At 66.9% G+C, this 13,189-nt stretch carries 12 protein-coding genes; 4 read left to right on the forward strand and 8 right to left on the reverse strand.

The genetic code is table 11. The features are described from left to right. Positions 1-2: 2 nt before the first annotated feature. Positions 3-305 carry an ArsR/SmtB family transcription factor gene (locus GGR11_RS05825; protein WP_343051088.1) on the forward strand — a complete coding sequence of 101 codons (303 nt, stop codon included), beginning with the start codon at positions 3-5 and terminating at the stop codon, positions 303-305. A 30-nt stretch (positions 306-335) separates the two neighbouring features. Here the strand turns inward: GGR11_RS05825 and GGR11_RS05830 are convergent, their stop codons facing one another. The 6 genes from GGR11_RS05830 to trhA form a co-directional block, all read right to left on the reverse strand. Continuing rightward, the gene (locus GGR11_RS05830) at positions 336-773 is read right to left on the reverse strand and encodes an ArsR/SmtB family transcription factor (protein WP_183195796.1); all 438 of its coding nucleotides are present in this window, start codon (positions 771-773) and stop codon (positions 336-338) included. Next, positions 770-1,429 carry a peroxiredoxin gene (locus GGR11_RS05835; protein WP_183195797.1) on the reverse strand — a complete coding sequence of 220 codons (660 nt, stop codon included), beginning with the start codon at positions 1,427-1,429 and terminating at the stop codon, positions 770-772. Before GGR11_RS05835 ends, GGR11_RS05830 begins: the two co-directional genes overlap by 4 nt. Positions 1,430-1,914: 485 nt before the next feature. Next, positions 1,915-2,640: a Crp/Fnr family transcriptional regulator gene (locus GGR11_RS05840; protein WP_183195798.1), complete on the reverse strand. Its 726-nt coding sequence runs from the start codon at positions 2,638-2,640 to the stop codon at positions 1,915-1,917. 611 nt (positions 2,641-3,251) lie between these two features. After that, the gene (locus GGR11_RS05845) at positions 3,252-3,632 is read right to left on the reverse strand and encodes a DUF6894 family protein (RefSeq protein WP_183195799.1); all 381 of its coding nucleotides are present in this window, start codon (positions 3,630-3,632) and stop codon (positions 3,252-3,254) included. Between the two features lie 23 nt (positions 3,633-3,655). Then, a complete protein-coding gene (locus GGR11_RS05850; protein ID WP_183195800.1) occupies positions 3,656-4,555 on the reverse strand; it encodes a manganese catalase family protein in 900 nt (299 codons plus the stop codon). Between the two features lie 289 nt (positions 4,556-4,844). Next, positions 4,845-5,498 carry a PAQR family membrane homeostasis protein TrhA gene (trhA, locus tag GGR11_RS05855; protein WP_343051090.1) on the reverse strand — a complete coding sequence of 218 codons (654 nt, stop codon included), beginning with the start codon at positions 5,496-5,498 and terminating at the stop codon, positions 4,845-4,847. A gap of 99 nt (positions 5,499-5,597) precedes the next feature. Here trhA and GGR11_RS16870 point away from each other — a divergent pair, with 99 nt between their 5' ends. The 3 genes from GGR11_RS16870 to GGR11_RS05865 all read left to right on the forward strand — a co-directional run bounded on the left by GGR11_RS16870 (position 5,598) and on the right by GGR11_RS05865 (position 9,292). Then, on the forward strand, positions 5,598-5,732 hold the full coding sequence (locus GGR11_RS16870; protein ID WP_281380139.1) for a hypothetical protein: 135 nt from the start codon (positions 5,598-5,600) through the stop codon (positions 5,730-5,732). A 543-nt stretch (positions 5,733-6,275) separates the two neighbouring features. Beyond that, positions 6,276-7,994, forward strand: coding sequence for a ubiquinone-dependent pyruvate dehydrogenase (gene poxB / locus GGR11_RS05860; RefSeq protein ID WP_183195801.1), 1,719 nt, complete (start codon positions 6,276-6,278; stop codon positions 7,992-7,994). Positions 7,995-8,095: 101 nt separating this feature from the next. Then, a complete protein-coding gene (locus GGR11_RS05865; protein WP_183195802.1) occupies positions 8,096-9,292 on the forward strand; it encodes an MFS transporter in 1,197 nt (398 codons plus the stop codon). 58 nt (positions 9,293-9,350) lie between these two features. Here the strand turns inward: GGR11_RS05865 and GGR11_RS05870 are convergent, their stop codons facing one another. Together GGR11_RS05870 and GGR11_RS05875 are read right to left on the reverse strand one after the other, a co-directional pair. Then, positions 9,351-9,980: a response regulator gene (locus tag GGR11_RS05870; protein WP_183195803.1), complete on the reverse strand. Its 630-nt coding sequence runs from the start codon at positions 9,978-9,980 to the stop codon at positions 9,351-9,353. Continuing rightward, the gene (locus GGR11_RS05875) at positions 9,973-12,957 is read right to left on the reverse strand and encodes a sensor histidine kinase (RefSeq protein WP_183195804.1); all 2,985 of its coding nucleotides are present in this window, start codon (positions 12,955-12,957) and stop codon (positions 9,973-9,975) included. The genes GGR11_RS05870 and GGR11_RS05875 overlap by 8 nt, the downstream gene beginning before the upstream one ends. Positions 12,958-13,189: the final 232 nt, after the last annotated feature.

Consider the following 13,189-nt stretch of genomic DNA (forward strand, 5'->3'; position numbering starts at 1 on the left):
CCGTGGCGGATCTGGCCAGACACGCCCACGAAGCCGCCGCAGTGCTGAAGCTGCTGGCCAATGAGCATCGCCTGCTCCTGCTGTGTCATCTGACGCAGGAGGAGCGGTCGGTCGGACAACTCGTGGCGCTGTGCGGCCCATCCCAGTCCGGCGTCTCTCAGAATCTGAGGCGGCTGCGCGAGGGCGGGCTGGTGAAGACGCGGCGCGACTGCTCAACCATCTATTACAGCCTCGCCGACGACGAGGTTCGTCAACTCGTCGACATCCTCTGCGACCGTTTCGGCCGCCCACGGAGCCCTGACTAGACGAAAGGACCCCGGTCCCCTCCGCCTGCCCTAACGACGGGCGACCGGAGTGACGCGTGCGAACTGGGCGGCGTCGCCGCGCGGCCGGGCGGACGCATCGGCCGTCCGCACCGAAGCCCCGGCAGGGTGCTGGGCGCGGGCGGCGATCGCCTCGCCGTCGCCGCAGAAGATTTCGTACAACATGCCCATGACCGCCTGAGCCCGATCGTCGGCGATCGAATAATAGATCGACCGCGACTGCCGCCGGGTCTTGACCAGGCCGTACTGGCGCAGCTCCGCCAACTGTTGCGACAGAGCCGGCTGCTTGATGCCCAGATCCGCCTCAAGCTGCCCGACCGATCGCTCCTCTGCGGCGATGTGGCAGAGGATCAGCAGCCGATTCGCGTTGGCCAACTGACGCAACAGTTCGGCGGCCTGGGGCGCCTTGTCCTTCAGCCGTCCCATGGCCGCAGCCTGGTCGTCGCTCATGCGCCGCGCTCGCGATAATACCAGGGCGCATCACCGTCGCCGTGTGCCAGGGCCGCATCCAGAGTGGTGGCGGCCGGCTCCAGCAGGGGCTCGCCGGGCGACCATCCGGCCGGAGTCGACGCCTGCTCGCGGTCGGCGGTTTGCAGCGCCGTCACCAGCCGCAGCAGTTCATCGACCGAACGGCCGATGTTCATCGGATACCAGCTGACCGCCCGCACGATTCCGTCCGGATCGATGACGAAGCTCGCCCGCACAGTCGCGCTGTCGCTGGAGCCCGCATCCACCATGCCGAAGGCGTGACCGATGGCCATGGACGGATCCTCGATGATCGGGAAGGCCACCTTCACGCCGAAGCGGCGATAGATGTCCTTCAGCCAGGCCAGGTGGGAATAGAGGCTGTCGACCGACAGGGCCATCAAGTCGCAGCCCAGAGCCTCGAAGGCGTCGGCCCGCCTGGCCAGGGCGATGAACTCGCTGGTGCAGACCGGCGTGAAGTCAGCCGGGTGCGAAAACAGCACCAGCCACCGCCCGCGATAGTCGCTGAGCCGTTTCTCCCCCTGGGTCGTGCGCGCGATGAAGTCCGGCGCGGGATCATTGATACGGAGGGCGCGCAGGGCGCCGGGGCTGTGCGGCGGGGAGATCTCAGTCGAATCCATGGAGCGGAATCTAATGGCTTTCAGGCCGCTTCGCCATACTGAAATACATACCTGCAAGAACTATGAAGATGTTTATGCGTCGGCCGCGGACACGGACGGCTCAAGCCCCGCAACCCACCCGCGACCAGGCGTCATGTCCAGGGAGGTATTTCACGCGCGTCACCACTGTGGACGCCTCTGACGCCGAAACATGGTCGGCGCAGGTTCTAGTCGTCGGTCCAGGTTTGATGGCGGAAGCGCGCAGGCCGGGTTCTTGGCCGGCGCCGACCTGCCAAGGGTGTTAGCGAACAGCCTGGCGCTGTAGGCCGGGCCGTTGCCGGTCATGACCCGCTCGACGACGACGCGTGGCGCTGAGGGTGTCCAACACCGCACACAGGGAACGGCCGGCCGATGGGAGGCGCTATGCGGTGGAGATGAGCGGTTCGCCCGCCGCTCTAGAAGCCGCCCAGAAGCACTGCCGATGCCGGGAGACCGCCCGCCGAGTCTCACGGGGCAGCGTGACACCCGCAGGCGGCCTTCGTCAGGCCGCAGGCATCCAGGATCCGGATCTTCCCCCGCCCGGTGCGCGCTCCCCCGGCGCCCTCGAGCGCCCGGCACGAGCCGTTCACCGTGGAGCGACGGAGCCCGAGCATGTCGCCGATACGCTCCTGCGACAGCAGGATGTCCTGGCGTGGGGCCGCGCGGTTAATGGACAGCAGAAGGTCCGCGACGCGAGCGGCGGCGAGATGTCGGCCGACGCAGACGAGACGGCGTTCCAGCCTGGCTCGTCTGCGGTCCTCTGCGTTCAACAGGTGGAGCATCCCTGCCTCCCCTGCCCGATCAAGCCAATCGGCCAAAGCAACCCGATAGATTTCCCCGTCGGTGATCCACTGACCGGCGACGGAGCGGCCGGTCCCGGTCGCCACCACGTGCCCCGGTCCCAGGACTTCGGCCGACAGGTCCGACCCCGCCGCCTCGGTGGCCAGGCAGCCGGAAACGATCACCGCCACCTCCCCCGCCCCGAGGTGGAAGTCGCCCGCGCGGCGGGGCTCGACGACGCCCACCGACAGCGCCCAACGACGTCGCTCGGGCGTCAAGGGCGCGAAGGCTTTCCACAGGCGCAGGGTTTCGGTCGTCAGACCCGACGCGGCCGAGGCCGGCCGTTGGCGCGCAGGCGCGCAAGCCTCTGCCAAACAGTCGGGCGCAAAAGCGGAGGATTGTTCTTGGGGCATGCTCTTTCCTGCGCCTCCGTTTCGGCCGGCGCATTCACATAGGTAAACGACGCCCCGAAACATCCAGTCTCTGACAGCCCGCCCCGACGCCGTAAGGCGGTGGCGGCGATCTGGCTCTCAGAGAGGCTCGTGCTGAAGCCGCAGGAAGGCGGGATCGAACTCCGCCAGAGGCGATCACGCACTCCGTCAAGGCGACGACGCCATGGTCCATCTGCTTCATCATGAAGCTATGCAGATCGACAAAGTCGCCGCTGACGTTCAGTTCGGTGATCTGCCGTCCGCCATCCGCGAGGGTCGAATAGCGAGCCGTGAAGCCGCTGGTGAGCAGAGTGCTGTGCTCCGGCCACGCGCCTCCCGGACGATGTCGGTCCCGGCGGCGACGCGTTGCAGCGGCCCCAGCACCTCACGAAGCGCCGCCGCCTCTTCAGGCGTCAGAGCATCCCTGCGGCTCAGCTTTTCGATCAGACCGTACAAAATCACGCCACTGGCGCGTAACGTATCCGCGGTCTGAACGTTGAGGGTCAGCGGTCGTCACATAGCGGATGCACTTCGTCGAACACGCGCTCGGGGTTGCCTATGAAGGAGCTTCGGTACGCCACCCTCCTTCTGCTTCATCTACGTCGGATCGGGGCGCGACGCTCCCCGAGTGGCGTGTCCTCGACAGCCAGGGAGGACGGCGTGACGGCGTCCGGAGTTGGACATCCTTCCAAGGCTAGTCTTGCACGGCCTCGACGTTCATTTGCGCCCGCATCTGGGACACAGCCTTCGCCGACATCTCTTTTGGCGATCAGCCCGGTGACGACAGCCCCGGCGGTGTCCGTGCAGAGAATGCGGAACGGACCCGCGCCCCGGATGTCGATCTCGCCGTCCCGCAGCACCTCGCCCATGATCGTCAACGTCATTCGACGGGCGGCGGCCTCGTCCGTCAGATCCTCGCCGTCGAGGTCCCGGAATGGGCGTCCATTCAACATGTGAAAATGATAATGCGGCATGGACGCCCGGCGGTTCGAGGGGATCAGTCGAGGAGGACGGTGGTCTTGCCGGCGCCTGGCCCTGCGCCCAAGTCGGCGCCGGTGACGGGGTTCGCGTCCGGATCCGACGCGGTTCGCAGCGCGAAGGCGTTCACGGACGACTCGTCGGCGGACTCGAGGACGACCGAGGCCGAACCGTCGCCGCCGTCGACAGCCGTCTGGTTCTCCTGATCCTCGACATACTCCCACTGCTCGCCCTCGTTCCAGGGACCGCGTGTATTCCCCTCGCCCTGCGACAGGTCATAGTATTTGTCGCTGAACTCAGGCACGCCGCCGATCTTGCCGGGGGGGAAGTTGGGATCGATGGCGTAGAGCGCCTTTTCGAATGACTTCTGGTGCGCGACCTCGCGGGTCATCAGGAACATCAGCGCATCCTTGACGCCCGGATCGTCGGTGACGTTGATCAGGCGCTCGTAAACGATCTTGGCGCGGGACTCGGCGGCGATGTTCGACCGCAGGTCGCAAGCCGGATCGCCGATCGAGTCGATATAGGCCGCCGTCCACGGCACGCCCGCCGAGTTCACCAGCGCCGGCGCGCCACCGTACAGGATGGAGGTCGTGTGGCTCTCGCCCCGATCGTTCAGGGACATGTACAGATCCGCCTCCTCCAGCGCCGCCTCGGCCATCTTCCCCTTAGCGCCGCGGTTCAGCATGGCGACGATCGAACCGATCACCTCCAGGTGGCTAAGCTCCTCGGTGGCGATGTCGAGCAGCATGTCCTTGCGGCCGGCGTCCTCTTCAGCCAGCGCCTGCGTGAAATAGCGCATCGCCGCCGCCAGCTCGCCCTGCGGACCGCCGAATTGCTCGAGCATGAGCGTCGCCAGGCCGGGGTTCGGCTCGGCGACGCGCACCGTGTACATCAGGCGCTTGTTGTGAATGAACATTGAGAGGGTCCTGCTGGGGGTGATGGAACCCGTAACCGGAAGCCGTCATCGCTGTTCCGAAAGTCACACAGCAGACGTTCGAGCGGGCGAGGCCTGTTCGGTCATACGCCCTCGACGACTTCGAGCCGGGCGTTCGGCGCGGCGCCCACGTCCCAGCGGAACATCGCCAGAAGGCCTTTGGCCAAGCCGAGATCGCCGACATCATTGACGACGGCTCCGGGACGCTTCCCGCCCCAGTTCCAGTCCGAACTCAGGGCTGACGCAAGCCCGCGCGATGGCCGCGCCGCACTCAGGCGATCACGGCCAGCAGCACCGCCACCCAGTGAACGGCGGCGGCGGCCACCACGTGGCCGTGCCAGATGGTCCGTCGGAACCGGAGCGCCTTGCGCGCATAGAAGCCGACCCCGATCGAATACAGCAGGCCGCCGACCGCCAGCAGGATCAGCGGCGCGATCCCGAGGCTCTCCATCAACGGCTGCACCGCGATCACCATGAGCCAGCCCAGGGCCAGGTAGATCGCGATCCAGAAACCGCGCCCCAGGCCCGGCAGCAGCAACTTGGCCAAGGCGCCGAACAGCGCCGTGGCCCAGACCGCCGCCGTCATCCCCCACGCCCAGGCCCCCGTCAGATGTTGGGTGGTGAATGGCGTGTAGGAGCCTGCGATCATGAGGAATATCCCCGCATGGTCGAAGCGCCGCAGCACCGGCTGAAACCGCGCGGGCGCGAAATTATAGGCCGTCGAAAGCGCGAGCATCGTCAACAACCCGCCTGCGTAGATGGCCGAGGCCGCCAGGCGGCCCACATGGCCGAACCCGATCGCCAGACCCAGCAGCATCCCGCCCCCGACGAGAGCGAGCGCCAGACCCGTCAGGTGCACCACCAGATCGGCCAGCCGCGCCTTGGGGTCGTCATAGTGTTTCAGAAGCGTTGATGGGTCGGTCACGGGCGTATCCGATACAGGTTCGCCACCGGCTACACCGCCTCCAGGAGGCGCGCCAAGCGCTGCGGCGATTTCAAGCGGCCAGTCCGAGGATTGCTCACCATGGCTCCCCAATCAACGACCGATCGCCCTCAGCGCCCCAGACCGCTTCCGGTCGTGATCGAGGCCGAAGCCCCGGCCGACGCCGTATCGCTCGGCGGCGCCGTCCTGTCCCTGCAGCAGGGCTTCTTCCCTTAGTCCCGAATCCCGGACCAGAAGCGCGACACGGAGACTATCCGCCGGCCCGCCGCCGTTCGGTGTCGACCTTACGCCTATAGTTATGTCACCTAAGCGCCGATCCGTTGAATAGGTGTGCCGAAGAGATTGCCGCCGACAACGAACGCTGCGGTTCACTCCCGCCTCACGCGATAGCTGGCGTCGGTGGCGAGAACAGCTTGCCAGTTTACGCAGGTATTGGGTGACTCCGCTGGCAGACCCGTGGATCGGCGCGGTGGAGAGCCTGGCCTCAGGCCCTGGGCTTTGCATCACGGGCCGCGCGAGGAGTCGCGGCCTGGCCGGGTGTCTTTTCAACCTGCGCCGCCGGGACCACTGGACGGCCTTTGCCCACGCCGACGGCGTTGAGGCCTGATCGTAGAATGCGGCCAGCCGAAAGGCGTTGGCGCCAAGTGTGATCGGGTGTCTTCGCCGTCGTTCGAACCGGCTACGCCTTGACGCATTTCCAGACAAGACGCGGTGGGTTCCTTCCCTCACCTTGAGCGCAAACTTCACAAGGACAAGTTCATGTCGATGACGGTTGCCGACTTGCTGGCCAAGACCCTGGCTTCAGCCGGCGTAAGCCGGATCTGGGGCGTTACCGGCGACAGTCTGAACGGGCTGAACGACAGTCTTCGACGCTTCGGCCAGATCGAATGGATGCATGTCCGCCATGAGGAGACGGCCGCCTTCGCCGCCGGAGCCGAGGCCGCGATCACCGGCGAGCTGGCGGTCTGCGCCGGCAGTTGCGGGCCGGGAAACCTGCATCTGATCAACGGCCTGTTCGACTGCCACCGCAACCGCACGCCGGTCCTGGCCATCGCCGCCCACATCCCCTCCTCCGAGATCGGCCTGGGCTATTTCCAGGAGACCCATCCGCAGGAGCTGTTCCGCGAGTGCAGCGATTTCTGCGAAATGGTGTCCAATCCAGCCCAGATGCCGGGCGTCCTGGCGCGCGCCCTGAACACCGCCGTCGGCAAGGGCGGGGTGGCGGTGATCGTGCTGCCTGGCGATGTGGCCCTGGCCCAAGCGCCGGAGGAGGCCTCGCCCGACTGGACCCCGCCCGGCAAGCCACGCATCAGCCCCGCCGTCGCCGACGTGGCCCGGGCCGCCGAACTGCTGAACGGAGCCGACAAGGTCGCCATACTGGCGGGCAGCGGCTGCGCCGGCGCCCATGATCAGGTGCTGGCCCTGGCCGAGGCGCTTCAGGCGCCGGTCGTCCATGCCCTGCGCGGCAAGGAGCATGTCGAATGGGACAATCCCTATGACGTGGGCATGACCGGCCTGATCGGCTTTTCGTCCGGCTATCACGCCCTGATGAACTGCGACGCCCTGGTGATGCTGGGCACCGACTTTCCCTATCGCAACTTCTATCCGTCGGACGCCAGGATCATCCAGATCGACCATGACCCGTCCAGCCTGGGCAAGCGCGCCCATCTGGCCCAAGGCGTGGTCGGGGACGTGGCCGAAACCGTCGCCGCCCTGTTGCCGCAGCTGAAGCCGGATCGGTCGTCGCGTTTCCTGGAGGCCGCGCGCAAACACTATCAGTCGGCCCGCGCGGGTCTGGATGATCTGGCGCGGCCGTCCGCGAAGGGCCGCCCCATCCATCCGCAGTATCTGGCCGAGGTCGTCAGCCGGCGGGCGTCCGACGATGCGATCTTCACCGCCGACGTCGGCACCCCCACCGTCTGGGCGGCGCGGTACCTGAAGATGAACGGGCGGCGTCGCTTGCTGGGATCCTTCAGCCACGGCTCCATGGCCAATGCGATGCTGCAAGGGATCGGCGCCCAGGCGGCCGCGCCGGGGCGGCAGGTGATCTCCCTGTCCGGCGACGGGGGTTTCACCATGATGATGGGCGACTTCATCAGCCTGTCGCAGCTGGACCTGCCGCTGAAGGTGATCGTCTTCAACAACGGCTCGCTGGGCTTCGTGGCCATGGAGATGAAGGCCGGCGGCTTCCTGGACACCGGCACGGATCTGAACAACCCGGACTTCGCCGCCATGGCGACGGCCATGGGGATCAAGGGCTTCCGCGTCGAAGACTCCGACCAGCTGGAGGATGTCGTCGCCCAGGCCCTGGCCCACCCCGGCCCGGTGCTGATCGACGTGGTCACGGCCGGCCAGGAACTGGTCATCCCGCCCAAGATCAAGCTGGAACAGGCCAAGGGCTTCAGCCTGTTCATGCTGAAGGCGATCATGAACGGACGGGGCGACGAGGTGATCGAACTGGCCCGGACCAACCTCTAGATCGCAGCGGGGGCGGGCGTCTCACGACACGCCGGTACAAGACCCGGTCGGACCATCCGGGCGACAAGGGCGGATCGTTCGAGGTGCAGAAAGACGTTCCGATGACCGCTGAAACCCGATCCGCTTCCACAGCCCCCGAAGCCTCCACCGGCCTGGGACTGGGCCTGATGTTCGCTATGGCCGCAGCCGCCGGGATCGCCGTGGCCAACATCTATTATAACCAGCCGATGCTGGGTCTGATGGAGCGCGACCTGCCGGGCGAGGCGACCCGATTCGTGCCGACGGTGACGCAGCTGGGTTACGCCCTGGGCCTGTTCCTGCTGTTGCCGCTGGGCGATCTGGTCGAGCGCAAGCGGCTGATCGTCGGCCAGTTCCTGGTCCTGGCCCTGGCCCTGGCGGCGACGGCGGTGGCGCCGGGCGCGGCCCTAGTGATCGTGGCGTCTCTGGTGGTCGGGATCGTCGCCACGGTGGCCCAGCAGATCGTGCCCTTCGCCGCCCACCTGGCCTCGCCCGAGAAGCGGGGCGCGACCGTGGGCGTGGTCATGTCCGGCGTCCTATGCGGCATACTGCTGAGCCGGACCCTGGCGGGCTTCGTCGGCGCCCACGCCGGCTGGCGCGAGATGTTCTGGCTGGGCGCGCCCCTGGCCCTGATCGCCGGAGGTCTTATGGCCGTCGCCCTGCCGACCAGCCGTCCCGACAGCCGCCTGTCCTATCCCGCCCTGCTGCGCACCCTGGTCGATCTGTGGCGCGAGTTTCCGACCCTGCGGCTGGCCGCTGCGACCCAGGCCCTGCTGTTCGGCGCCTTCGCCGCCTTCTGGACGATACTGGCCCTGCATCTGCAGGAGCCGCGCTATGATCTGGGAGCCGATGCGGCGGGCCTGTTCGGCGTGGTCGGGGCCGTGGGCATCGTCGCCGCCCCCATCGCGGGGCGGATCGCAGACAGGCGCGGCCCGCACCAGGTGATCGCCCTGGGCGCGCTGCTGACCCTGGCGTCCTGGATCCTGTTTGGCGCCTGGACCTCCATCGCCGGGCTGGTGGTGGGGGTGATCCTGCTGGACTTCGCGGTGCAGAGCGCCCTGGTCTCGAACCAGCACGTCGTCTACGCCCTGCGGCCCGAGGCGCGCGGTCGGCTGAACACCCTGTTCATGGGGTCGATGTTCCTAGGCGGGGCGGCCGGATCGGCACTGGCCACAGTGGCTTGGACGCGGTTCGGCTGGACCGGCGTGGTCGTGCTGGGGGCCGCAGCGGCCGTCCTGGCGACCGGGCTTCAGGTCCGCAGCCTGACCAAGGGGCGCTAGGCCGCCTCGTATCGGATTCCGCTGTCTTGACCGGGTCCTGCAACCGGCCGCCGGCCCCCTAGATGCAGAGAGACCCACGCTGGATGGCGACGATGACGGCGCGCGTCCGGTCCGTGACATCCAGTTTAGAGAAGATCCGCTTCATGTCCGCCTTCACCGTATCCACGGAGACGTTCAGACGACGCGCGATCTCCTTGTTTGCCCGTCCTTCGGATATGTCCTTCAAAATGGCGATCTCTCGCTCGGTCAGGCGGTCGCCGGCCGAGTAGAGCGCGATCTGCTGCGCCACTTCGGGGGCGATGACGCGGCGTCCCGCCACCACGTCCCGCACCGTCGTTAGAAGATCGCGCCGGATGCAGTTCTTCAACAGATAGCCGCTCGCGCCCGCCTGCAGCGCCTGAACGGCCAGGGCGTCGCCGGGATAGGTCGTCAGCACGACGATGGCCGCCTGCGGATCGAGGGCGCGGATGTGCCTTATGGCCTCCAGACCCGTGAGCTCGGGCATCTGGATGTCCATCAGGGTGAGGTCCGGTCTCAGCCGCTCGAACAGGTCGATGGCTTCGCGCCCGTCGCGCGCCTCCCCGACAACCGACATGTCGGACTGCCGCCCCAACAGGCCCACAATGCCTTCACGCATCATGGGATGATCGTCGGCGACCAGAATACGGATATGGGAGGGCTCAGTCATGAGGGGTCCGCAGCCAGAGCGGGAAAGCTTTCAGAAGCCGTGCGAAATAGGCCCCGCGCACGCGTATTCGCACCGTGACCGTCGTCCCGCCGTCGGCCCCGGCTTCGACCGCCAGCCGAGCCCCGATGGTCCGCGCCCGCTCGCGCATGCCGCTGAGACCAAAATGGCCGGCGCGGCCATGGCTCAGGACATCGGCCGGGATCCCCACGCCGTCGTCAGCGACAGCCACGATCAACTCGGACCGCGCGTAACCCACCTCCACTCGAATTTCCGAAGCCTGGGCGTGGCGGTGGGCGTTGAACAGGGCTTCGCTCACGATCTGAAGGATCTCGTCGCAGACGATGGGATTCAGAGGATAGGGCGCGCCTTCCGTCACGATTGTGATCGGCCCCTGATGGGTGGCGTTGCGGAAATCCACGAGCTTGCGAAGCGCCGTGTCCAGATCGCCTTCGGTCCGCACCAGTCGCAGGTTCTGCACCCGCTCGCGCGCCTCGCCCACGATTTCGTCGGCGTCGTCCAGCGCCGTCTCCAGGGCGGTTCGCACCGGCGCCTGGCGCGGGAAGTCCTCGACGAGCACCTGCAACCGCAGGATCAGACCCTGAACCCCCTGCAGCAGCGTGTCGTGAAGCTCGCGGGCGATGCGTTCGCGTTCCGCCAGCCGTTCGGTCATCTTCGAACGGATACGGCCGGCCACGACCCTCATCCGCAGATTGACCACCACCCAGAACAGGCCGGCGAGCCCAAGTCCACAGAGGGCGTAGAACATCCAGGTCTGGGTGAAGGTGTTGGGAATCTCCACCTCGACGCCCGCGCCGACCGTGTTCCAGACGCCGTCTTCGTTGGCGGCGATGACCTGAAAGCGATGCTTGCCCGGCCCCAGGTTCGTATAGATGGCCTCGCGCCGAGTACCGGCCTCGACCCAGGTCCTGTCAACACCTTCCAGCCGGTAACGAAAACGAACGAGCCGGGGCATGCGAAGGCTCAGGGCCGAATAGTTTATGGTCAGATTCCGCGTGCCCTCGGGCAGCACGACCGGCTTGCTGGCGTCATAGGACACGCCTCTGGCCGTCACATTGCGGATGACCACCGGCGGGGCCAGCCGGTTCATCGTCAACCCCTGAGGCTCGACCTGCATCAGGCCGCCGGTCGTGATGAACCAGAAGCGTCCGTCGCCCCCCAGCGCCGCTGTCAGGCCGTCAATCAACCGACGCCCCCCTTGCAGACCCGGCAGCCCGCGCCGGGCGACATGCGGAATCGACAGGCCCGGCAGATCGAACGCCCTGTCCAGATCCGCTGCGGACAGCCGCACCAGACCGGCGCGCGACATGATCCAGACGACGCCGTTCGTCCCCCACGAAATCGAGGACACATAGTTCAGCCAGGGATGATCACGGACATTCAGGCGCTGGATCTGTCCCGGACGAATGCGCGCCAGCCCCTTGGTCCCCGCCACGATCAGGCCGCTCGGTCCATCCTGCACCGAGTTGATGAACGGCCCCACGCCCAGGGCGGCGTTACTCAGGACCTGGGGCCGCAGCCCGTCGAACTTCACTAGGTAGCGGCGGTCCATAAGGATGATGGGGTCGCCCCGACGATCCATAACGATGCTCCAGGGCAGGTCTTTTCCCACCGGCAGCCGATCCGTCATGTCGCGCCATTGATCGTCCTCCCAGACCTTGAGGGTACGCGACGAGTCGATGCGCCAGAGCCTTCCCTCCCGGTCCTCGCCGCAGCTCACGGTTTCCAATTCGACCGGCACGGACATGCCGTATCGGCCATCCACGACCCTGCGCAGCCGATCACGCGTCGATACCCAGACCGCCCCGTTTCGCCCTGAGCAAAGCCCCTCGAAATCCGCCGCGCCCAGGGGTTCGGGCGCGCGCCCCGGGCGGATGATGGAGACCCCGTTCTCGTAGGTGACATAGACCCGCCCCAGATCGTCGACCATCATCCTATAGCCGGCGGGCGAAGACGGGATCTCGGCCTCCCTGACCAGGCCCGTGGACACGAAACTGTCCAGACTTCCGGCCGCGACCCAGACCGTGCCCTCCCGGTCCACCATGACGTCCGATGCGCTGTCGCTGCCCAGCCCGTCCGCCGCCCGGTATCGGCTGAGCGTTCCCGATCGGTCCGGCGACTGGATGCGGAAAATTCCGTCTCCACGCGTCGCGCCCCACAGGCTGCCGTCGGGCGCGAAACGGATACGGGCGCGGCCTATGCCGGAAACGGCGTAGGCGGGTTCTGCGCGCGTCTCCTTTGCGCCGTCCAGATAGTCCGGCAGACGTCGCACCCCGCTGCGGTCCGCCAACCAGACCCTGCCGTTTGAATCTTCGGCCAGACCAGCCCCCGCCACCACGGCTGCAGACGTTTCGACGAAGCGTTTGGCGCCCCTTGGAAGCACGAGGATCCGGTCCATCATGGCGACCCAGAGCGCGCCGTCCCTGGTCACCAAAAGATCGAACACCCACCCCTCAGGCAGGCCCCACGACGGGTCGAGTTCAGACCAGCGTCCGTTGACGTAGCGTTGCAACGGCCCGTCCAGCCGGGCCGTCGCCGCCCAGATCACGCCGTCATGATCCTCTGCCAGATTGGTGACCTGGATGGGCGGGTCGGGCATATGGGTGTCGACAAGCTCGCCGTCGCGCAGCGTCCAGACCCCGCCGAACTCGCCCAAGCCGACCCAGACTGCGCCTGACCGGGTCGTCAGCAGCGACCGGATGGCTGCCGCGGCGTCCGGGTTCTGGCGGCTGGTGAAGGAGTCGAACCCCACGCCGTCAAATCGGCTGAGGCCGTCTGCGGAGACGATCCAGAGAAACCCGTCCGGCGCCTGGCTGACGGCGATCGCCAGCGAAGGCCCGCCCTCCATCACATCCCATCGCGAATGGTGGAACTGCGAGATCGACAGCGGCTCGCCGTCAGCGCGCGCCGCACCCGACACCGCTAGGACCGCCATCAAAGCGAGCAGGAGCGCCTTCATGAAATCTCCCGGCCCATCGCCAAGACGGGCGCCTCCGCCGAGCCTCCGATTTGCGTGTCACGCCTCAAAAATCGCAAACGAGGTACGGCCTGCGGCATCCGTACACAGGAGTACTTGCAGACAAACAAATACGACATACCCATTCGGGTAAGATTGGTTGGCAGTCGCGCGGTATTATCGAAGCCCTAACGCACTCGCGCATCGGAACCAGGCGTCGCTTAAGCCGCCCGAT

The sequence above is a fragment of the Brevundimonas mediterranea genome, from assembly GCF_014196125.1.
GTDB lineage: Bacteria > Pseudomonadota > Alphaproteobacteria > Caulobacterales > Caulobacteraceae > Brevundimonas > Brevundimonas mediterranea.

Excerpts from the sequence above, each read along its gene's own strand:
- GGR11_RS05830 (WP_183195796.1), bottom strand. The coding sequence starts at position 773 with ATGAGCGACGACCAGGCTGCGGCCATGGGACGGCTGAAGGACAAGGCG.
- GGR11_RS05835 (WP_183195797.1), bottom strand. The coding sequence starts at position 1,429 with ATGGATTCGACTGAGATCTCCCCGCCGCACAGCCCCGGCGCCCTGCGC.
- GGR11_RS05840 (WP_183195798.1), bottom strand. The coding sequence starts at position 2,640 with ATGCCCCAAGAACAATCCTCCGCTTTTGCGCCCGACTGTTTGGCAGAG.
- GGR11_RS05845 (WP_183195799.1), bottom strand. The coding sequence starts at position 3,632 with ATGCCGCATTATCATTTTCACATGTTGAATGGACGCCCATTCCGGGAC.
- GGR11_RS05850 (WP_183195800.1), bottom strand. The coding sequence starts at position 4,555 with ATGTTCATTCACAACAAGCGCCTGATGTACACGGTGCGCGTCGCCGAG.
- GGR11_RS16870 (WP_281380139.1), top strand. The coding sequence starts at position 5,598 with ATGGCTCCCCAATCAACGACCGATCGCCCTCAGCGCCCCAGACCGCTT.
- poxB (WP_183195801.1), top strand. The coding sequence starts at position 6,276 with ATGTCGATGACGGTTGCCGACTTGCTGGCCAAGACCCTGGCTTCAGCC.
- GGR11_RS05865 (WP_183195802.1), top strand. The coding sequence starts at position 8,096 with ATGACCGCTGAAACCCGATCCGCTTCCACAGCCCCCGAAGCCTCCACC.
- GGR11_RS05870 (WP_183195803.1), bottom strand. The coding sequence starts at position 9,980 with ATGACTGAGCCCTCCCATATCCGTATTCTGGTCGCCGACGATCATCCC.
- GGR11_RS05875 (WP_183195804.1), bottom strand. The coding sequence starts at position 12,957 with ATGAAGGCGCTCCTGCTCGCTTTGATGGCGGTCCTAGCGGTGTCGGGT.